The sequence below is a fragment of the Rhodococcus sp. IEGM 1241 genome (assembly GCF_033142365.1).
Lineage (GTDB): Bacteria > Actinomycetota > Actinomycetes > Mycobacteriales > Mycobacteriaceae > Rhodococcus_F > Rhodococcus_F erythropolis.
In genome coordinates this window covers 1,752,905-1,774,582 of record NZ_JAWLSE010000001.1, presented here as the reverse complement: position 1 = coordinate 1,774,582, position 21,678 = coordinate 1,752,905, and the positions used below count along the sequence as shown (strand labels likewise).

Here is a 21,678-nt window from a genome sequence, read left to right as displayed (position 1 = left end):
ATATATCGAACTGATAACAATCTTGGGATCAATGGTCCCGAAGGTGATATCTCGCCCATACGATCTGCGCATGAGAATTTCAGCACTTCTTCGAATTGCCCTTCTTTCAACGACTCTGGCGACGGCTGCGATTACCTTGCCTCCCCTTATGCCGCCAGCACGCGCAGCAGATCGTTTTACGGTCTATGCGTACGACGAGTTCAATGGCCCTGCAAATTCAGCCCCCAACCCAGCAATCTGGCGATATGAAACCGGCGGAGGTTGGGGGAACAACGAAAAGCAGGTGTACACCGACTCACGGTCCAACTCGAGACTGGATGGGCAAGGAAATCTCCTCATTCAGGCCCAAAAAGTAGGCAGCACAATCACTTCCGCACGACTTGGAACTTTCGGCAAGGTCGATTTCACTTACGGACTAGTCGAGGCGCGAATAAAACTGCCAGCAGGAAAGGGCATGCATCCGGCATTCTGGACGCTTGGCACGAATCTATATACCGCCGGTTGGCCCGGCTGTGGCGAAATCGACGCAATCGAAACCATCAACGATGCGGAAACATACACGAGCGCCGTGCACGGTCCTAGCAAATCCGGAAACCGAGTGACCGGCGTTTGGGACCGCAGCGTTGGCGGCGCCCGACCCGGCACCGACTTCACTGCTTTCCACACCTACGGGATACTCAAACGACCCGGACGAATCGAGACCTACATCGACGGCGTCCGAATGCTGTACCTCGATCGGTCACAGGTATCCGGAGCGGAGGCATGGGTGTTCGACGCCCCTGCATACACCTTACTGAATATCGCCGTTGGTGGAACCTGGCCAGGTTTAACCGATTCCACCACACCTTGGCCATCCACAATGACTATCGACTACGTACGTTGGTTCCACGAGAACTGACACGCGGAGTTACAGACATTCATCCAGCAGTGCGGTGGGATCGCAAGCAACCGCTCGAAGCACCCCCTTGATCGTCTCGGTATCGAATACGTTGCTGTGGAAAGTGACTGAGAGGTGTCGCCGCCCCTCGATCTCTGCACCGAGGAACGCGATACCTTCCGCTCCGTATGGGTCGGTAGCTGCCACACATAGCTGATCGCCTGTCCATCTGATTTCATCCGAATTGGGAAGTCGACCTATGTCTGAGTATGAAACCAAGGCGTGAGGCTTGATACCCACGCTCGCCTCGGCGACCGTGGCGTGGGACCTCCCGAGAACCGAAGCGACAGTCGCCTTCGCACTGATCGCTGAAAGGGTCAGCAACGGGTGACCCGAGACGAGCGCCCCCGCGATACCCCGACTGACCTCCGACAACGTCACGGATTCACCTACCGGAACATATTGCCCCACAGCAAAATTACCGTTAACAACGGTCGACGGATGCGCATATCTGCGCGCGTCCATCAACACAAGCGCATGGGACGCGGTTTCCACTCCATGACCTCGCAAGGCAGCAAGAAATACAAACAGTGTTATCGCGCGCAAAGACGCCGACGGTGCGTGCTCGTCGCGCCAGCAAACTAGTCGATGCGCAACATGCGGATCCATCGGGAGCGAAAGACTGACCGGGGTGGGCCGCCACGGCATTCGGCGAGTCGCCGGAACCGGCTCGATCCCTGTTCCACGCACGTGCGAATGCCATCGAACGGCCGCTCCAAGCCGCCGAGGATTGCCGCCAAAAGCACGAATAATTGTGCGCGACAATGGAAATCTTGACTCTACCGAATGCAGAGATGCGGGTAATTGCCCTGATTGAGCGGTGCTGACAAGGGCAGTCCACAGTCGCGAACCACCGATCCCGTCGGAGATGCCGTGCGAACCCAAACATGCAACATACTCCCCGGACGCAACGATCCGGATCGACGAGTGCGTCAAATCCGAATTGAACACGGCGGTCGCAAATCTCGAAATGTCTGCCGCGTCGGTGTGCGGAACTTCTTCGACTGCCGACCCAACAGCATCAGGATCGAACAGCCAACGACGGCGCGAGGAATCCGCTCGCAATCCGAACCTCGTCTGCGGACCGATCCGAGCAATCTCGATCAACGCACTACGCAGATCACTCGACGAGATGACACCAACTGGTCCGCCGATGACGAGCGCACGATCACGCACCCGCATCTGATCAACTGCAGAAACCTTGTAACTAGCCATTATTCACTCTCAAGGCGTGAATCGAATCCAGTCGACGGTCAAGGTCGACACATCCGGGGTGGTTGCATCCGTCGGCCCGGGCCATTCTCCGCCCACCGCAATGTTCATCACGACATAGAACGGCTTGTCGAAAACCCATTTCGAGCCGTCCGGCGCCTCGCTGCGCAAGTACTCGCCCACCATTTCACCGTCGATGAAGATCGAGATGGAGTCAGACCTTCTCGTCACCTCGTAAACATGGAAGGTGGTCGAGGCATCACCGCCGAGAAAACCATCCGACGACATCTTCCACTTGCCGTCTGTGTGTGCAGAAGGATCGGACCACGGACCGTGAATTGCGTTGTGATACTCAGTGGCGTTGTGCACCAACTCCATTACATCGATCTCGCCGCTCTCTGGATAGCCCACCGTCGCCAAATTCTCGCCGAGTAACCAGAATGCCGGATGGATTCCCTGCGCCATCGGGAACTTTATTCGGGCAGAAATCGTGCCCTCTGTGAACGAAAACTTGTCCCTTGTCACGATCCTCGCTGACGTGAATCCCCCCAGGATCCGACGAGCTTCGAGCACGAGGTTACCGTTTCCATCCAAACGCGCGTTTTCGGCGTTGTCTGTGTAGATCTGCTTCTCCTGATTTCCCCAACCTCCGCCCCCGACATCGAATCCCCACATCGCCGGATCAGGAGAATCCCCTGCAGCACCATCGAATTCGTCTGTGCCGAAATCGCTCGAGACCATTCGCATCATTGGACTCCGGGGTTGACCGGTGGCGCACGAAGTAGCCAATAGTAGTGAGGCCATCGAAAGAATCATCCCGGCCCGAACCACGGCACGCGTACTCCCACTCATTTCACAACCCTTCGATAGACGTCAATCACCCGATCAGCTCGCGCTGAGACCTCGTGGTCATCCAATACCGACCTGCGTGCACCGGTCACCAACCGGATGCGAAGCTGGCTGTCATCCAGGAGGGACAGAATTCTCCTGGCAACGTCTGCGGGATCACCCGGGACGGACAGCAGTCCGTTCTCCCCATCGACGACGTAATCGAGGAAACCGTCCGTCCGACTGGCCACCACCGGAGTACCGACTGACATCGCTTCGATCGCTATGAGCCCGAAAGGTTCTCGCACGGAGGGAACACACAGGATGTCAACCGACCGCAGAATAGCCGCAACATCGTTCCGTTGCCCGACAAACCTGACAGCGCCAGGGGCCAATTCCGCGGCTATTCGGCGAAGATTCTCGCCGTAGTGCTCGTTCCCCGGGCTCGACCTGCCAACGATGACCAGATGTAAGTCCCTGCCGCGGGAACGAATCTGGGATACTGCCTCGATCAAAGTGTCGATTCCTTTGACAGGGTCGACGCGTCCAATGACTGCGACCAATGCGGAATCGGGGGAATCAGTGAGCTCAGCTCGCACCGTGGCTGGTCCTGGCGCAAAGACTGCCGCATCGACGCCCTGGGGAACTACCGTCGTCTTTCCCTGAGCCGATTCCGAAAGCTGCTGCCGTGCAGCATTACTCACTGCGATCGAGGCTGAGGCCCCACGAACGGCCGCACTCAGCAGACTCCGACCTCGCCCGGGGTCGAGTATGTCGTGAATCTCGAGCACCACAGGTGTTCGCGCCAGCCTGCCAGCCGCAACGCAATCCAGATGTGACAAGAGCGAATTCGAGTGGACGACATCAGCACGCCGAGCATGTACCAAAAGCTTTGAAACCCACGTCGCAGACCGCGGGATCTGCGACAACAACGTCGCCGGAGTTTGAGAAACGCCAGAGGAATCACGCAGACCGACACGCGCCCCGTCTGGCATCGGTATGAATTCGAGCCCCATCTCGTTCCACGTCTGTTCGAGCTCACCACCAGAGGGCGCGGCCATGACAACGTTCACACCTTGCTCACCGAGACGTGGGAGCAACCGAATAACACTGTGCTCAATACCCGTGACATCGCGAGTCAGCGTCGACGCAAGAATTCGCAGCCTGCGATCAGCCATCGTTACCACCTTCATCCTTAACGGCGACTCGCTCGAAGACTACGAATCCACTACCTTCGAGGAAGACTTTCCACATCGGGTCCAACCGCATTCGTGCCTCCAGATTCGGCAATGCGTCCCGTGGGGAGAGCCCGAAGTACCAATTGTAGAAAACCATTTGATCGGAAATCGCGAAGTACGTTGTCCGGTGGTCAGCGACGAAGTATTCATTGAACTTCTCGTACTCTTCGTCAGTCGCGAAGTCTGCACCGTAGAAAAGAGTCGCGGCCTCCGGTTGCACATCGAACTTCGGATCGAGGCCGGCCAACCGCAGATAGGCCTGAGTTGGCCGATCAGGCCACGCCGGGGACGGAACCCTCAGTACGCCATAGGGATCAGCCGACTCCAACACCTCGGAAGCGCCCTTGACTACTGCGGGTTTCGTCAAGTAGGCGAACCACGCACCAAAATACGCTTCCGATGAAGACAGCGTGACACCGATAAGCAGGATGCTCCCAGCTATTAGCTTTATCCTCGAGGCACGGGACGCGCGGAGCATCGCAGTGACCGGAAATGCAAGCAGTAGGGAACAACCCACCAGGGAGTAAAGATACACACGAAAGATCGCTTCACCACCATAGCCTTGCCCGGCCAGAATGGCGAGCGGGGCAAACGCGACAATCACGAAAGCGAGTACCGGCATCTTCTTGCGCCACATAACAATTGCCGTGACTGCGGAGGAAACCAACAGTCCGACAGTCAAGAAACGCATCGTCTTACTTGCAAATACCTGTCCCGCAGTCGGCGTGAGATTCGCTCCGGCGAGGTTGGACTTCGCGTTCGACGTCACGTCGAAAGAGAATTTCGCGAAGTCACCTGCACTGTCCCAGTTGTAAATGAGGAAACCAATGGCTATTGCAGCGAACACGAATGTCAACCACCACGGCCGAAGCATTCGGAAGGCCATGAGCGCCACCACGATCAACCCCATCCAATACGGAGTGAGTTGGTGAGTGACTACTATCGCGCAGAAGACCACGATCATGATGACGACAAGGTTAGGTCGGTCTCGCGAGGATCCAACCAGGGTTAAGAATGCAAGAACAAGGATCAGTGCCAGCGACTGCGGGGCGAAGTAATCCTGCGCCACCCAATTGAGCACCTCGAAGAGAAACGTGGCGGAAATAGCGGTCGGGACATCCAGCCTCCACGCCCTCGCCATGCAGTAGAACAGAATCACCATGAGGAGATGCGCAGCGATCGCGAACCAGTTCGCGACGGCTATGTCCGGCACGCCGGTAACGCGAGAGAACCACGCCGTCGCCGTGAAGAGGCCAGGCCACCCGTTGTACACATCGACACCTCGCGCCAGGAAATGGCTTCGCTGGATCAGATCCGTGACCCCAAGATGCTTGTACGTCCAGGTATACAGCGGCACATCGGACGCCATGAGTGTCGCAGTCCTCTGCACGAGCGCAACAGTTACCACCGCGCCGAACGCTGCGCGGTTGTTACTTCGTGACATTGCGACTGCGAAGCCGATCACCGACAAAGTGATTGCACCGGCGAAGAACGGCGACGCCGCGAACAGCAGGCCGAAATCCGACGCCTGTGCAGTCGAGAGCGAAGGTATAGCGATCCACCAACTCACCAGTGCTGCAACGAGAATCCCCCACGAAACCCAATCGCGCCTCTTGCTGTCGGATACGACGGCAATCGTCAGCCGGTCAGTCGGAGCATCATATGACTTCGTCGACGACAGCTCGTTTCGCTCCTTCAAACTCGTCATAACCGCCGGAACCCCGACAGGACAGCCCCAATACGTCGCTTGAGGTTTTCGCGGCCGGAAACGTCCGGGCGACTATCGAGGGTGAGAAGTCGAACTAGAGATGCTCCAATGGTAGCGAGACTGGGAATCACGAGCTGCGAAAACGGGTAGTACTCTTCGATTGTGGTCATCAGGAATGTCATCAGCACGACGATCGAGATCCCTAGGGCCGGAACAGCTGCGACCCGAACGTAGCCAGGTTGATCAGGCATGTACGACATAATTGCCGCACCCGGGCCGACCGCAACAAAAACGATAACGGCTACACCGGTGAGAGCGCCGATCGCGCCCAGGCCGGCACCGATCAGACCACAAACGCCACCGACCAATCCCAGAATTGCCAGTCTGTGCTCGTCGGTCGGCCACCGCGCGTCAACCGTCGCGATCGCCCGACGAATCGACCTAGCGCCGGGAAATTCGACGGCTATCGAACTGCGCACCGGGCGCGTTCCCTTCGGGAGAAGTGGTCGCCCCCGTAATCCCCCGATACGCGAGCGCACCAACGCTGCGGGACCTCGCAACAAAGCGCGCCGCTCGATCCAAGGCAATTTGTCAAGATCGGGTGTAAGTCGAATCTGACCTTCTTCAGGCTGGGAGACGCTCCCGAAGTGCGAAAGTCCCTTGACCATACGCGTCGCCAACATCATCGCTATTCGCGGATCCATAGCGAGTTTCGTCAACCAGGCGCCAAGCCCGAGGCCGTAGTCGGCCATCTGTTTACTCAATCCCGCTGGATCGATGCGATGACGGTGCCAGACTCGCGCAGCAGGTGCGTAGACCAGCGCACCCCCGTCGAGAATGACCCTGACGAACATGTCGATATCTTCACCGCCGCCTGAAGGCGATCCCACCCCTAGTCCCTCGTCGAATCCGCCAAGCTCGAGCATCACGGATCGTCTTACCGCGAAATTGGCACCCGTCCCGAAATCGCCTACGCGGAAAGGGAACAGAGCGTCGTTCTCCGGCGGATCTGACAAGCGGTACGTCGTTCGCACAAGATTCTTCGACCAACTCACGCGACGATCGAAAAAGGCTTGAGCAGGAGTCGATACCTCACCTGTCGGCACGAGACCTGTGACGATGTGGACGTCGTCCGCGACTGCGAATCCGGTGACCAACTCACGGAGCCAGTTCTTGTCAATCACGACATCGTCATCCGTAAATGCCACGAACTCTTCAGTGGCCGCAACGAGGCCTATGTTTCGGGCCTTGGACAGGCCACGTTCCGGCGCATCAACGATCCGAACTCCGGCGAAAGCATCCACTATCGGCGGTGTCAAACCAGACGAAGGATCGTTGTCCACGACGAGCACGTCATAGTTTCGGTAGTCGAGATCGGCGAGTGAGGTCAAAACTTCACGGAGCATGTCCGGTCGATTCATCGTGCAAATGACCAATGTAACAGGCACTTCGGGGATCGGTGGAGCGGTTACAGGCTCGGAATCCGGCAAGTAGGCCAGGACTTCCTTCGATCTGATCATTCCGTTCGCGACTTGAACCTCGACAAAGGCAAATGATCCGTTGAGGCGCGCAACCAGCAGGCGAGCACGTGAGTAGGCTGTTCCCCCGGTCAATTCGATGACACTCGATGCAAGTAGCTCCCACTCGTCCACCTGACCAATCCAAATGGCCCCTGCCCACAATTCGGTTCCGGCCGTCGGCGTCATCACCGGATCGAGATTCGTGAGTCCATCACGCCGAACGCCCTGTGCGGCTGGCTCATCGGCGTCCTGATTTCTGACATGTTCTTCAAACCTCATACTGAAACACCCGCCTTCTTATTGCATCTCGACGCCGAGCTATCCCGAAGACTGCGGCGATGCTAGCCGCCGTCTGGGCCACACCGACAGCAACCGCCGCACCCACAGCTCCCCAGAGAAAGCACGCGAAAGGCAAGACCACCATGAGAAGTCCGGCGAACAGACCGTTGATGACGACCAATGGTCCGATCTCGCGCCTTGCTCGTTGCAACGCAGACCACACCACGAACATCGTTCTCATCAACGACCCGATCGCAAGGATGATCACGACAAACTCGGCATTCAAATCCAGATACTCAGGATCGAGTATTCCGAAGATAATCGGTGCGCCCAGCGAGACCAATACCCCGCCCACAGCGACCAGAACAGAAACCCTCACAAACAAAACCAACGCCATCTTGGAACCATCTTTGGGGTTCTTCGACGCGTGAACCACAAGGGAAGTCCCCATGGCAGAGCCGACGAATTCGAGAGTCTGTGCAATGCTCATCGAAAGGGAGAAAACTGCGCCCTGAACGGGACCGGAATAGGCGGTGACGAGAAATGGCATCAGAAGGATCACTCCGACACCCATGGCTTGGGTCGGGACAGCTTGCCTGCACATTCTCACGACCTCAGCCGACGCATTGCCGTCACTCCACAGGCCAGGTGGAGAGGCAGCCGAGCGCCGTTCGACGATACGGTTGATCATCAACCGCATGAACACAACCGACACTCCGCCTACTACTACCGTCGACATCACCACCGGTTGCCAATTCGCTAACCACACCAACGCGAGAAGAACACCAATGCGACCAGCGCTGACGATCCCGTTGATCAAGGGCAACTTCCGGGACTCGTCCAAACTGGTCAAAGTGCTGTTCTGCAGAATGAACATGCCCCAGACGACAACGCCCACAAACACCAAGCAGGCAACCGGAATCGAGCCCTTCACTTCCGGAATGAACCAAACCGCCGCGACTGCCGCCATGACGCCCACAGGAATCGACAACATGTAGAACACCTGCAGACCTCGCCGGTGTACGGCGCCGAGGCTTGCACCTGCTGCAGGCATCATCGAATTGAAGACATCGCCGACTCCGGTACCGATGACCATCGCCGGCGCAGTAACGAGTGCAAGCAGCGCCGTCATGACGCCCAGCTGTGCCGGCGGTAGAACTACAGCCGCAACTGCCCAAAATCCCATGCCTAGTGCGGCATTGATGACCTGGGACGACGCCATTGAAGCTGCGTCCGCGTAGATGCGCGGCCCCTTGTTCGTCATCACGGCCCTACAAAGTGCCGACGCCTGCACACGACGGCGGACAGGGCGCCCATACCTGCCGAGACGATTCCGGCAACTACGGCCGCCGCCCTCGACAGGGACACCCGACCCCCCAAGACGTATCGCCGAAGCCCGCTTGTGAGAACACTGCGCACGTAGTCACGCTCATCGTCAAGTTCCTCGGAGCCGTTCCGGTCGTCCCGTAGTTCGATCTTTCCCTTCCCTTCGGAATAGCAGCGGGCCAGGAAGAAACGAAATGTACTGCGTTCCAATGGAATATCGTGATCGATCACCGAGGTCGGCACGTACATCCAATGAAAGTCGTTGCCAAGTTCCGCCATTCGGATACACAGGTCGGTATCTTCAGGTTGCGATCGCTCGCCGCTCTTGCCGAACCCGACTCGAAACCCTCCGACCGCGCGGAAAGCCGCTGTTCGAACGGCCATGCTGCCACTCCAGACGTTGCGGACACGGGAGGTCTCGATCGGCATTCCTTGAAACGATTCTCCGACGACCCACCCGAATTCGTCCGGAAACCAGCCGGGCTTGGGCGATCGCCATACTGCCCTGTACCGTCCGCCCGTTCCGACAACTCGCTCGTCCGCGAACGGTTTGATCAGCTCCGACAACCAGTTACTGTCGGCAATCTCGTCGTCATCGATGAAGGCGGTGTAGGGCGTCGACACGACAGCAACTCCTGCGTTGCGAGCGCCGGACGCACCTCGAGGTCCGTCCTCGTAGGAGATCACACAGATGTCCGGCATTTCGCGGCGCAAGGTGTGCACGAGCGCGCGATTGTGGTCGACCGCAACGATGATCTCGGCAGGCTGCAAGGTCTGCGCTGAAATCGAATGAACAGCAGAAACGATCCCGCGGAGCCGATCCATCGAATAACAAGCCATGACGACGCTTACCGCACCGCTCTTCGAATTGAGGCCATGTCTTGTGAGCATGGTCACGTCTCCAATCATCGTGCCGGCCGAATTCCCGTCCCGCCTGCATCCGGACCACCGCCTGGACACACAGACCAAAACATCTCAGTCGCCACAAAAGCGCAGATCGACAGACTGTCGGTCTGTTTTTTGGCGATTTACTCGACGGTTTCCCCGCGAACTGTCGTGAACCAATGTACCCCAGTAACGTCTCAGCGATCATTTCCCCGATGCGGTACAACCGAGGTTGTGACGTTTCTGAAATGGGCATGCTGGACCACCCTCGTCGTGGGCGCAGGACTGCTCCTCCTTCGATACTTGCCCCTACGCAGCCCTGCCCTGCTCTCACTGGTGATCACGGTGCCGTACCTACCGCTTGCTATGGTGCCCGCAACGGTGACATTGCTCGCCACTCGCGAGTGGGTTGGGTCGACCATCGGACTGGCAATGATCATGCTTGCTATCAGCACACAGGTCGCGGTGCCCATCACCCAGCCTCGGGAAGGCGAGGCCATGCGAATCATGTCGATCAATGTCGCAAAGGGTGCGGCCGACGTAGATGCAGTCGTCGACGCAGCGAGACTCCACAACGTCGACGCTGTCGCAGTACAGGAATTGACCCCGGCCTTTGCGGACGGACTTGAAGTCGCCGGAATGCCCGGAATATTCCCGTTCAGCGTCATCCGGCCCGACAACGACGCACGAGGAACGGGACTGTGGAGCCGATTCCCGATCAGCGAACCCCGCCAGCTGGAAGGGTTCGGGTTCGCCTGCGTCGCAGGAACAATCGAATTCAAAGGCGGAAAATACGACCTTGTGGCGACACACATCACCGCCCCGATACAAGATCAGGATTCCACGAACTGGATCACGGAACTCGCACATATCCGCGCACTAATGGACACGAATCCCAACCCGCTCGTTATCGCAGGCGACTTCAACGCAACCGTCGATCACAGACAATTTCGAGGTTTACTGCATGGTGGAACGCAGGATGCCGCGAGACAGGCTGGTCGGTTCTACGTAAACACGTTCCCCGCAAACTGGTCGTGGCCGCCATTCGCCGCTCTCGACCACATCCTCGTCCCGTCCGAACTGAGGGCGACGACGTTCGAGACTGTCGAGATCGTCGGCTCCGACCACCTCGCGATCGTGGGTTCACTCGTTCAGCGCTAAAAAACCTCGACTTCCGCAACTGTCTGGCAATTTCTGAAACAAACCTGTATCTTGTTTTCGGGCAGATCAACTGTCGATGAGTACGTTCTCGACTGAGAGCATCCCCTCAGTCCACTCGGATGTCTAAGGATTCAGATGCGGTTAGCGCGTGGACACGTCGAACCGGCGAGTTCGACATGTCATTTCGGAGCGTTACCGAACACTCCTGGAAACACCGCCGAGATGAACAAAAACGCATCCTCAACGCATGTGGCCACAGATGGCGGAAAGTTCACGACTTGGTTCGGCAACGAGCCCTCACCACTGTTCGGCACACTGCACGTTCCGGCTGGGGGCACAGCACGCGGAGGGGTCGTGCTGTGCCCTCCGATCGGAAAGGAGCATGTCGATTCTTATCGCGGCTTGATGCTTCTGGCTCAAAAACTCTGCGCGCAGGGCATGTTGGTCCTTCGGTTCGACTATCTAGGCACAGGCGACTCGTCCGGTGAACAGACCCGAGAAGACGCTGTCGAGATGTGGGAGTCGAGCGTCGTAGAGGCTGCCGAGTTTCTCCAGTCCTGTGGAGTCCGTGAGATCACCCTGGTCGGGCTGCGAGTAGGCGCGTTGATCGCAACTTCTGCGGCGTCGAAGATACGAGAAATAACGACGCTGGTACTTTGGGACCCCGTCATCCGTGGGCGCACGTTCGTTCAGCAACAGAAGGCGTTGAATCTGCTCGCAGCGGGCCCCGATGCCGACGATCCACTCATCCCGCTCGTCGGGATGTCGGTGCACCCACTTGCTGCGCAACGTCTTTCGGGTATGAATCTCGCTGCGCTCCCCGTCGACCCTTCAATAAACGTCCTGGTTGCGTCGCGACCAGAGCACGCCGACACTGTAGGAGTAAGACAACTCGTAGAATCGCTGTCAGCTGACCATATGAACATCGACGGCCAGGCCCCCTACATCGAGCCAGCCGACTTCGCGGTGCAGATACCCTGGCATACAGTGTCTTCTCTGGCGCAATGGATTAGCGATTCGACGCGCTCGCTACGCACAAGTGTCACCGCACATCTTCGTCATTCCACGACGTTGTTGAACTCTCAGTTCGAACTCCCGATCACCGAATGCATCTCCTACGCCGGCACGAACCGTATGCTGACTATCCGCACAGCGCCGGCCTCGAGTGTCCCCGGCGGCCCGACACTAGTTCTATATGGCACCGCGTCCGAACACCGGATTGGTCCCAGTCGCCTTTGGGTTGAGTTGGCAAGAGAGTTGGCTGGCTACGGAATCACGACTATCCGATTCGACCGCACTTCGACCGGTGAAACGACCGCGGCGCAGGATCGAGAAATCAGCACCATCTACACACCCGAGCAACGCGCCGATGGGGTAGAGGCAGCCAGCAACGCTGGCGTCCGCCCAGAAAACCTGGTTGTTGCCGGCCTATGCTCCGGATCGTGGAGCGCCGCAATCGCTGCCGCAGAACTCGGAGCAAATCGAGCAATATTAGTCAATCCCCTTCGGTGGACTACCCGACAATTAGAGTTCACGCGAAGCCAGTCGCTCGCGCATGCAGAATACTCGCGGGGAACCTTCGCGCTTCGAGCACACAACTGGGCTGTCAGGTTCAAGGACAAGCTTCGTGACCGGTTGCCGTATCGCGCCTGGCTCGCGTTGGGTCAGATTGGTCTCGTACAGGTACCAGAGGTGCTTCTCGCGCCGTTGGTCGAAGCCGGCGTCGCAACGACAGTGCTTGTATCACCAACCGACGAGGAATGGTTTAACGAGAATCGCGGTCACAGCGGAGTCCGTCGCCTACGGAAAGCATTCGGCACCATCGAGATTCGAAGGCTCGAGCAGGGCGATCACGCGCTAATCGGACCAAGGATTCGCGCCTCGGTTCACGAGGAAATGAAGAATTCAATCTTGACGACATTTGGAATCTCTCATTCCCGAGTTCACGACTACTCTCAACGCCGCCGGAGGCAATGAGCGATCCGGCTCAGGAGACCACTTCTGCGCCGAAATCGAGTGCATTCGCATAAGCCACAATCGCTCCCCGGCCGCAAGTGCCGGTGGGCGTCATTTATATGTCCGCAGCGGCACTGCAGATCCGAACCGGTGAGGCGAAATGTCGACATCCAACAATGTTGACACATCCAGATCGTGTCGTACGAGGATTGAACGTGCGAAGGCCCTCCCGCCGGACAGACGGGAGGGCCTTCGTTAGTCTCCGACTACTTTGCGCGAACTGCTTCCCGCAGCGGAACCCGACGCTCACTCCGGATGGTTCGCAGTACTCGAAATCCGTCACGTACTGCGTTGAGATTGCTCTCGCCATAGATACGGTCGCGCTCGTAGCTCGGTACTTCGGATATTTTCAATCCTGCGTTGGCTACCCGAACATTGATCAAGGTTTCGATCTCGAAACCGTCGCCCCATTGCGCCTCCGAGGTACCCGTCTCCGGCAGGTTCATGACAGGTATGTGGCGACGCCAGAACGCGTTGTAGCCGTAGCAAAGGTCGCTGAAAGACGCACGAAACTTGATGTTTACGATTCCATTCAGTGCTTTGTTTCCAAGTTTGCGGGAAAAGGTGATGTCATCACTCCCTCCGCCTTGCGCAAACCGTGTCCCCTTGGCAAAGTCGGCCCCCTGCACCAACGCATCGACGAACAAAGGGATCTCGGCAGGATCCGTCGAACCGTCAGCGTCGATCATGACGACAATGTCACTCGTTGCCGCCCGAAATCCACATGCGAGTGCGTTGCCTTTCCCTCGTCTCGTCTGCGTTACGATCGTCGCCTTCGGCCACAACCGCTTGGCAACATCCACCGAATCATCGACCGAATGGCCATCGACGAAAACGATCTCATCGATTCCGTCAGGCATCCGCTCTGCGACGTAGGGCAGATTCTTCGCCTCATTCATCGCCGGCACCACCACCGTCACAGAGGGACGCCGTGAAGCCGGTGCGTGCTCCTGCTCGGATATCTGGATGCGGTCAGTTGTGTCCACGCTCATTGGTCCTCTGTCTCCCCGGTTGCGTCCCCCGCCAGATGTCAAAAACGGTGAACCTTTGGCTTCAAGCAAATAGTTGGCCAACCGCCGAACGCCCCGCCGTCCGGCACTGACTGGCTCGCCTCTCGCTCGACCTGTACCGAACCAACGGTTGGTACCCCCAACCTCGCAGGCAAAGCGGCAAGGTTTGCTCGTCTGGAGATAAACATACCTTGAGTTTGTTTATTTCGCAGCCTCGACCTCAGGTGACCTTCCCCTCAGCTACAAAATGGCAATCAAATCACCGGAGGCGCCGAATTCGCCAGGCATGAGCCCACCGTGCAGTCGAGCGAGCGGAAGACTCCTCGCCCTGCACATTCACCGAATTTCTCGCCGACGACCGAAACATCGACTCAGCATCACGGAAGTGTTCAGCAAAGCGCTGAGCCTCGAAGCGAAGAGCCTCGTCGGCGTCACGGGACCGCGCAACCGCGTCCCGCAACTCAACCGGTACCAGGTCCTCAGGAAACCCCCCACGAACAGCCCTCTTCACATACTGCTCAGCCAGCAACCTTGCGGGTTGGCTCTGCGCAATGCCGTCAAGCTCCGAGGCACGCGACTTCTCCTCAGCCTTTCGCTGATCCCATGCCCGCTCCTGCGCCGCAATGTCGACCGACTCCGAAGGTTCGCCGGCCAAATGTGGGCTCCGGTGGCAAAGTTTCGCCACCAATGCGCCGGCAATCGTGTCTATGTCGACTGGCGGTGCAGTCGACTCACACTCCGCTATCCGTGCGTGAAACAACACCTGCAACAAAAGATCACCGAGTTCCTCGTTCAGTGCCTCACGGTCGCCGGCCAGAATCGCATCGAGCACCTCATAGGTCTCTTCCAGGAGGTAGTTCGACAAGCTCTCGTGAGTCTGAGCAACCTCCCAGCCGCCGAAACTCCACATCCGGTCCATCAACGCACTCGCTGCGACCAGTCCGTCGCCCTTCACGCGTTCACCGGCAATCAAACGCGCACCATTCTCGAGCCTGCTGCGCGCCGCCTCGCACTCGGGGTCGGTCGTCACCAACACCCGGGCGCCGGGGACTGACTCAGCAAATCGGTCCCGAACTTGCGCTGGCACATCTTCGGCAATCTCGACAGGACCGACGAGGGCAGTCAAAGCATCGATTGGAACGGACATGGGGCGAGACGGGTCGAGCACGACCACAGTCGGCAGGTGGTCCTCGTCTGATATCTCGTTCACCGTGTGCTCACGCCTCGACCAGGACGGCACCGGCGGCGCGCCCGTCTATCGCCAGGATGAAGTCCGCGATGTACTGAAGTAGTTCGACGTCCCGCAGGCGATCCGAGCCGACTCCGCCGGTGCGAGGCAGCGGGAGTTGCACGAGCCCGGTCGTTGCCCGGTACTGCGCGCTCGGATAGATCCTCTTGAGCCTGATCTGCTTGGAATCGGGCAGTGACATCGGCGAGATCTTGAGCTGAGTTCCGGTGACGGCGACTTCCTCCAGTTGGTACTCGCGGCAGAGCAGTCGAAGCTTGGCCACCGAGATCAGCCGTCGAACCTCTTCGGGCAGTGGGCCGTAGCGATCGACCAGTTCTTCGACTACGGCAGCGATGCCGTCGGAATCAGTTGCCGCAGCGAGCTTGCGGTACCCCTCCAACCTGAGCCTGTCACTGGTGACGTAGTCGGGCGGGATGTGCGCGTCCACCGGTAGGTCGATCCGGACTTCCTTCGTGCCCTCGTCCATGGTGATCGGTTTGCCGTCGGCTGCAGCCCGGAAGGCTTCGACCGCCTCACCGACCAGCCTGACATACAGATCGAACCCGACACCCGCGACGTGGCCGGACTGCTCTGCGCCCAGAACGTTTCCGGCTCCACGGATTTCGAGGTCCTTCATCGCGACTGCCATACCAGCGCCGAGGTCCGAATTCTGCGAAATCGTTGCCAGCCGATCGTATGCCGTTTCCGTCAAAGGCTTTTCGGCCGGGTACAAGAAGTATGCGTATCCACGTTCACGACTACGCCCGACGCGTCCGCGAAGCTGATGCAACTGCGAGAGGCCAAGCGAGTCCGCACGTTCGACGATCAGTGTGTTCGCGTTCGAGATGTCCAGACCGGTTTCGATGATCGTGGTACAGACCAACACGTCGAAGTCGCGTTCCCAGAAGCCCTGCACGGTCTTTTCGAGAGTGTCCTCGTTCATCTGACCGTGCGCGACGACGACGCGAGCCTCCGGGACGAGTTCACGGATCTTCTTGGCCGCCTTGTCGATCGAGCTGACACGGTTGTGTACGTAGAAGACCTGACCGTCGCGCAGAAGTTCACGCCGGATGGCCGCGGCAACCTGCTTGTCCGCATACGCGCCGACGTAAGTGAGGATCGGATGACGTTCTTCCGGCGGTGTGAGGATCGTGGACATCTCGCGGATCCCGGCCATGCTCATCTCGAGAGTACGAGGAATCGGGGTAGCCGACATCGTCAAGACGTCGACGTGGGTGCGTAGTGCCTTGATGTGTTCCTTGTGCTCGACTCCGAATCGCTGTTCCTCGTCGACGATCACAAGCCCGAGGTCCTTCCAGCGAATACCGGTCTGCAGCAACCGGTGAGTACCGACGACGATGTCGATCTCGCCTTCGGCCATGCCGGCGATGATTTCCTTCGAGTCCTTGGCGTCGGTGAAACGGGACAGCCCTCGCACCTTCACCGGGAACGACGCCATTCGTTCGGTGAATGTCTGAAGATGTTGCTGTGCAAGCAGAGTCGTCGGGACCAGTACCGCCACCTGCTTGCCGTCCTGGACTGCCTTGAACGCGGCACGAACGGCGATCTCCGTCTTGCCGTACCCGACGTCACCGATCACCACCCGGTCCATCGGAACCGGCTTCTCCATGTCGGCCTTGACCTCACTGATGACGGTCAACTGGTCGATGGTCTCGGTGAAGGCGAATGCGTCTTCGAGTTCCTTCTGCCACGGCGTGTCCGGGCCGAACGCATGCCCCGGGGCCGCCTGACGCGCAGCGTAGAGCTGAACCAACTCACCCGCGATCTCACGAACCGCCTTGCGGGCCTTACGCTTGGTGTTCGCCCAGTCGGATCCACCGAGCTTGCTCAGCGCAGGCAACTCTCCACCGACGTACCGGGAGAGTTGATCGAGCGATTCCATCGGGACGAACAGACGATCACCCGGGTGACCACGCTTGCTCGGCGCGTACTCGATGACCAGGTATTCACGACGCGCCCCGCCGATGGTGCGTTCGACCATCTCGACGAACCGGCCGATACCGTGCTGATCGTGCACGACCATGTCCCCTGCAGACAGCGCGAGGGGATCGACCTGATTGCGGCGCTTGGCCGGCAAGCGCTTTCCGTCGCCGACCGCAGCAACGCGGTTGCCCGTCAGATCGGACTCGGTGACGATCACCATCCCCGGCGTCGAGTCGTCGCCGGCGAGTACCAGTCCGTCGTGCAGAGACCCGCGGAGCACCGCGACCTGTCCGCGGGCAGGGGTCGCTCCGCCTTCGAGCATCTTGGCGGGTACTTCGGCTTCACCGAGTCGCTCGACGACTCGGCTGGCTGTGCCGGCGCCTGCCACCACGATCGCCGCGCGACCGCCCGTGCTCACGTGTGCCCGGAGGCTGACGAACAGCTCGGCCAAGAGGTCGTCGGAACCACGTACCTGCGGTGCCGCCTGAACCGGGATTTCCAGTTCTTCACCATTTCCCGAAGCCAGCGGGCTGACCGTCCACCACGGACGGCCGGCAGCTTCGGCAGATTCGCGAACATGACGAAGCGACCGGTATGCGGAGGCACCGAGATCGACTCCCCCGCCGTTGAGGATCGACGTGTCGAGCGGTGCAGCGCCGCCGATCGACGCCGCCGTCCACGACGCTTCCAAGAATTCCTGGCCGGTGCGCACCAGATCGGTGGCGCGGGTGCGCACCTTCTCCGGATCGCACAGAAGGATGTGCGCCCCTACCGGAAGGACATCGGAAAGTAGTTGCAGTTCACCGGGTTTGAGAACCGGGAGCAGAGCTTCCATCCCCTCGACGGGGATGCCTGCCGAGATCTTGTCCAGCATCTCGACCAACGACGCGTCAGCCTGATTCTCAGCAGCGAGTGCCGCAGCTCGATCGCGAACATCAGCTGTCAGAATCAGCTCACGACACGGCGGCGCGATCACGGAATCGACGTCGACGTCCGGTAGCGAACGCTGATCGGCGACAGAGAAGTACCGAAGCTCCGATACCTCGTCACCCCAGAATTCGATACGTACCGGATGATCCGCCGTCGGCGAGAACAGGTCGAGAATGCCGCCGCGGACCGCGAACTCACCACGCTTTCCCACCATGTCGACACGGCTGTACGCCATCTCCACCAGGCGAACCAGAACAGAATCGAAATCGATCTCGGTGCCGACGCGCAACGTGATCGGCTCGATCTCGCCAAGACCCGGCGCCATCGGCTGAACGAGAGAGCGCACCGTGGTCACGATCACCCGGAGAGGCGAGCCGTACGAGGCGTCGTCTGGTCTGGCGAGTCGGCGCAGTACCTCCACCCGTCGCCCGACGGTGTCCGCGCTCGGCGACAGTCGCTCGTGCGGCAATGTTTCCCACGACGGGAACTGCGCGACGCCTCCACCGAGCATCTCGGTGAGTTCTGACGTCAGATCGTCGGCTTCGCGACCGGTGGCCGTCACCAGCAGCACCGGAGTGCGCGCGGCAAGTGCAGCGGCGATGAATGGTCGAGCCGGCTTCGGCGCCACGATGTCCAGGGCAGGCGCACCGATCGAGTCGATCACTGGAGTGAACGCGGCGTCTGCGAGGGCGACCTCGGCGAGTCCAGCGAGCGCAGTCTGGGCAGAGGACAAGGAAGTCAACGAACGCGCTCCTGAACAGTGATGACGGGTTGCGGACGCACAGCCCGAGCGCAAGATCTCCACCGAGGCAGAGTTGTGCGCCGGTTCGATTCTATCGGTGCGCGATCTCGCAGCGCAGTCCGATCCGTTCAGTTTCCCGTAACGCTCGGCTTCTTCGTCGTCCGCTTGGCCGGTGAAGATCGGGTGGCCGGGGCGCTCGGCGGTGCCACGGCCACGCTGGTGTGAGAGTTGAGCGCCCGAACCCGGCCGATTACCTTCGTTGCCTGGCTGGTTCTCCGTAGACGTACAGTCCTGCGACCGTTCGGCGCGAGGTGGAACCAGGAGTCTTCGGGCTCGAAGCCCTGCAGTTCGAGGGCAACGTATTGGGCGGAAGCATCCGTCGTGACGTCGACTACCCACTCTTCGTCGCCGACGTTGCGCGCCGTGGCGACAAGTCCGACCGACCGCTCGAGGGGCCGTGCCGGGCTCCCCAGGAGGTGCACCACTTCGTCCACCATCTCTCCGTCTTCGTCTTCGAGTGTGACGGTGACGGCGTCGTATGTCCGCGCCCCGAACTGAAAGACGTGAGTGAGGTCGGTGAAACGGCCGACAAGGCTGTCCACGGACCAGGTCAGACTCGAGTGCGATTTCACCTTGACCGGTAGCGCGACGTCGACTGGGACGACACCTGACCGACTGTGCGCTCGAAACCTGATCTCGCCGACGACAGGTTCGGCAGTCTCGTTGATCGCGTCGAGCCTCAATCCGTCCATACCGTCGTCCGTGACGAGGAGCGCGATCGGTTTGGCGCTCCTACGGAGCACGAACCACGGAGCCTTGGGGCTGCCGCTCCAATCGAGGACCCCCCATCCCGGTCCGGGCTCCAGGTCTCGCAGTGCGAGTGTCAAGGCGCCGTCGCACCGAGAATCCGGGCGACGCCAGTAGCCGAGCGTCGAGGCGAACGCCTCACATACGGCTGCTCGCCCCAGGTCGAGATAGCGTTCCGGGTCGGACCACCGGACTTCACGAGCGTCTTCGCCGAAAAGCGCGTGGACGTAGTGATCCCGAACATCCTCGAAATCCCACGACGATCCGTTGTCCCGCGGCACCGCGGCTTTCCATGCCGGGTGGTGCCCTGCGACGGCGAGCGAACCGAATTCGTTCTCGATCACGGCATTCGACGGTGGAATCGAAAATGCCAATGATTCGGTCGCAAAACGTACTCGCGCGCTGAGCACGTCGGCCAGTGGACGACGATAGGCACCCACCCCGAAGTAGTGGGCGACCCCGCTTCCGACATGCGTTGCCAATTGCTCTCCCCCGCGAGGCGCCGAGGGCGACGACGTCACGTATTCGAGTTCAGGTGCCACCGCCGAGATCAGCTCCGGCAGTCTCGAATGAATGAGCGGGATGTGTTGATCGACCAAGCCCAGCATGGTCGGCTGCTGTTCGGTCTCGCTGCCGCCGCAGAAGACTGCCAAAGCGGGATTTCCACGCACTCTGTGCAAGAACGCGGTGACCTCTGCTGCAACGAGTTCGAAGAATTCGTCGGTGTCGGGCGGATCAAGCGTCGCCAACATCATGTCCTGCCACACGAGAATGCCCAGTCGCGCGCATTCCTCCCAGAAGTGGTCGCTCTCGTAGACCATCGTCCCCGGGATTCGAATCATGTTCAGGCCCGCCTCAGCCAGGCGTTCCAAGACACGAGTGGTGCCGGCGTCGTCTTGAAGCGAGATCGGGTCGGTCGGCACCCACACCGAACCACGGCAGTACACCCGGATGCCGTTGACATTCAAACGGAATCCACCATCGGATCTGTCGGCCTCCACCGTCCGGAAGCCCACTGAACCGAGATGCTCGGAGACTCCGATCGTTTCTATCGTCACCGGATACGTGCGAGGAGCGCCATGAGTGTGCGGCCACCACAACTGCGCGTCCGGCACTTCGACGACGCCGGACACCTCGAGGAATCCGTCCGGTCCGGCAATTACAGCCAATTGTCGCGAGTGTTCGCCGACGCGCACGGTCACGTACTCCAGCGAGGCCGGCAATCCGGTGAGCCGAGCGCTGACGGCAACGTGACCGGTTGTGCCGTCAACACTCGCGTGCTTGACAGCCGAGACTACGGCGGCAACTCCCTTGTCCAACAACCGGATACCCCGCCACGGTCCCACCGGTACCGGAACGCCACTGAATACGGGAGCCATACCGAGCATCGTGGTTCGGATCCACCGAAGACCCTGTTCACGGACCATCGACGAGCGCCAACGTCCTCGAGGACGCCTCGATCTCAGAATCGCGGACAGAGAATGAAAATGAATAGCGACCTGGACGCGTTTACCAGCGCCGACTACGGCCGGAATGCTCACTTCCCCAGGCGTGAACATGGATTCAGTGGACGCGACATGGACGCCGCCGATCCAGACATCGGCAAACGCCGTCACACCGTCGAACTGGAGCAGCCACGACCCCTCACCGGTCGTGGCCACGGTAGTCACGAACCACCAGTCCGATGATGCAACAGACGATGATGAAACCGACGACGATGCAACGGACTTCGTGCGTCCGGCGTCCGTTTGCGCCGCCTGTATCGCACCAACGACTGTCCCAGGCACAGACGCTGCGACCCACTCGGTCACGGTTTCGAGGGCATCCGGATCAGATATGGATCCGGGTTCGGTTGCAGCGCATCGCCATATCGCGCCGGCCAGCAGGTCTGCTGACGAACGAGGCAC

At 59.6% G+C, this 21,678-nt stretch carries 13 protein-coding genes; 3 read left to right on the top strand and 10 right to left on the bottom strand.

The annotated features are described in order from the left end of the window. Positions 1-70: 70 nt before the first annotated feature. Positions 71-898, top strand: a complete 828-nt coding sequence (locus R4P70_RS08535; RefSeq protein ID WP_317830670.1) for a glycoside hydrolase family 16 protein — start codon at positions 71-73, stop codon at positions 896-898. 1,263 nt (positions 899-2,161) lie between these two features. Here R4P70_RS08535 and R4P70_RS08530 read toward each other — a convergent pair. The 6 genes from R4P70_RS08530 to R4P70_RS08505 all read right to left on the bottom strand — a co-directional run bounded on the left by R4P70_RS08530 (position 2,162) and on the right by R4P70_RS08505 (position 9,939). Continuing rightward, a complete protein-coding gene (locus R4P70_RS08530) occupies positions 2,162-2,890 on the bottom strand; it encodes a glycoside hydrolase family 16 protein (RefSeq protein WP_021332736.1) in 729 nt (242 codons plus the stop codon). 107 nt (positions 2,891-2,997) lie between these two features. Then, the gene (locus R4P70_RS08525) at positions 2,998-4,155 is read right to left on the bottom strand and encodes a glycosyltransferase family 4 protein (RefSeq protein ID WP_317830669.1); all 1,158 of its coding nucleotides are present in this window, start codon (positions 4,153-4,155) and stop codon (positions 2,998-3,000) included. Continuing rightward, positions 4,148-5,923 carry a hypothetical protein gene (locus tag R4P70_RS08520; RefSeq protein WP_021332734.1) on the bottom strand — a complete coding sequence of 592 codons (1,776 nt, stop codon included), beginning with the start codon at positions 5,921-5,923 and terminating at the stop codon, positions 4,148-4,150. Before R4P70_RS08520 ends, R4P70_RS08525 begins: the two co-directional genes overlap by 8 nt. Next, entirely contained in the window at positions 5,920-7,722 is a 1,803-nt protein-coding gene (locus R4P70_RS08515; protein ID WP_317830668.1) for a glycosyltransferase family 2 protein, read from the bottom strand. Before R4P70_RS08515 ends, R4P70_RS08520 begins: the two co-directional genes overlap by 4 nt. Then, the gene (locus R4P70_RS08510) at positions 7,712-8,986 is read right to left on the bottom strand and encodes a hypothetical protein (RefSeq protein ID WP_317830667.1); all 1,275 of its coding nucleotides are present in this window, start codon (positions 8,984-8,986) and stop codon (positions 7,712-7,714) included. Before R4P70_RS08510 ends, R4P70_RS08515 begins: the two co-directional genes overlap by 11 nt. Then, the gene (locus R4P70_RS08505) at positions 8,986-9,939 is read right to left on the bottom strand and encodes a glycosyltransferase family 2 protein (RefSeq protein WP_317830666.1); all 954 of its coding nucleotides are present in this window, start codon (positions 9,937-9,939) and stop codon (positions 8,986-8,988) included. Before R4P70_RS08505 ends, R4P70_RS08510 begins: the two co-directional genes overlap by 1 nt. A 228-nt stretch (positions 9,940-10,167) precedes the next feature. Between R4P70_RS08505 and R4P70_RS08500 the strand changes: the two genes are divergently transcribed. Together R4P70_RS08500 and R4P70_RS08495 are read left to right on the top strand one after the other, a co-directional pair. Next, positions 10,168-11,094 (top strand): endonuclease/exonuclease/phosphatase family protein, encoded by a 927-nt coding sequence (locus tag R4P70_RS08500; RefSeq protein WP_317830665.1) that lies wholly within the window; start codon positions 10,168-10,170, stop codon positions 11,092-11,094. A gap of 249 nt (positions 11,095-11,343) precedes the next feature. Further along, the gene (locus R4P70_RS08495; protein ID WP_317830664.1) at positions 11,344-13,071 is read left to right on the top strand and encodes a serine aminopeptidase domain-containing protein; all 1,728 of its coding nucleotides are present in this window, start codon (positions 11,344-11,346) and stop codon (positions 13,069-13,071) included. A 245-nt stretch (positions 13,072-13,316) separates the two neighbouring features. Here the strand turns inward: R4P70_RS08495 and R4P70_RS08490 are convergent, their stop codons facing one another. The 4 genes from R4P70_RS08490 to R4P70_RS08475 form a co-directional block, all read right to left on the bottom strand. Beyond that, entirely contained in the window at positions 13,317-14,102 is a 786-nt protein-coding gene (locus R4P70_RS08490; protein ID WP_031331024.1) for a glycosyltransferase family 2 protein, read from the bottom strand. 277 nt (positions 14,103-14,379) lie between these two features. Continuing rightward, complete coding sequence (locus R4P70_RS08485) at positions 14,380-15,267, bottom strand: MazG family protein (RefSeq protein ID WP_317830663.1); 888 nt, start codon at positions 15,265-15,267, stop codon at positions 14,380-14,382. Positions 15,268-15,337: 70 nt separating this feature from the next. Further along, a complete protein-coding gene (mfd, locus tag R4P70_RS08480) occupies positions 15,338-18,964 on the bottom strand; it encodes a transcription-repair coupling factor (RefSeq protein WP_029255886.1) in 3,627 nt (1,208 codons plus the stop codon). Between the two features lie 128 nt (positions 18,965-19,092). Next, a complete protein-coding gene (locus R4P70_RS08475; protein WP_317830662.1) occupies positions 19,093-21,678 on the bottom strand; it encodes a glycosyl hydrolase 2 galactose-binding domain-containing protein in 2,586 nt (861 codons plus the stop codon).

Coding starts and splice junctions, on each gene's coding strand:
- R4P70_RS08535 (WP_317830670.1), top strand. CDS start 71: ATGAGAATTTCAGCACTTCTTCGAATTGCCCTTCTTTCAACGACTCTG.
- R4P70_RS08530 (WP_021332736.1), bottom strand. CDS start 2,890: ATGGTCTCGAGCGATTTCGGCACAGACGAATTCGATGGTGCTGCAGGG.
- R4P70_RS08525 (WP_317830669.1), bottom strand. CDS start 4,155: ATGGCTGATCGCAGGCTGCGAATTCTTGCGTCGACGCTGACTCGCGAT.
- R4P70_RS08520 (WP_021332734.1), bottom strand. CDS start 5,923: ATGACGAGTTTGAAGGAGCGAAACGAGCTGTCGTCGACGAAGTCATAT.
- R4P70_RS08515 (WP_317830668.1), bottom strand. CDS start 7,722: ATGAGGTTTGAAGAACATGTCAGAAATCAGGACGCCGATGAGCCAGCC.
- R4P70_RS08510 (WP_317830667.1), bottom strand. CDS start 8,986: ATGACGAACAAGGGGCCGCGCATCTACGCGGACGCAGCTTCAATGGCG.
- R4P70_RS08505 (WP_317830666.1), bottom strand. CDS start 9,939: ATGCTCACAAGACATGGCCTCAATTCGAAGAGCGGTGCGGTAAGCGTC.
- R4P70_RS08490 (WP_031331024.1), bottom strand. CDS start 14,102: ATGAGCGTGGACACAACTGACCGCATCCAGATATCCGAGCAGGAGCAC.
- R4P70_RS08485 (WP_317830663.1), bottom strand. CDS start 15,267: ATGTCCGTTCCAATCGATGCTTTGACTGCCCTCGTCGGTCCTGTCGAG.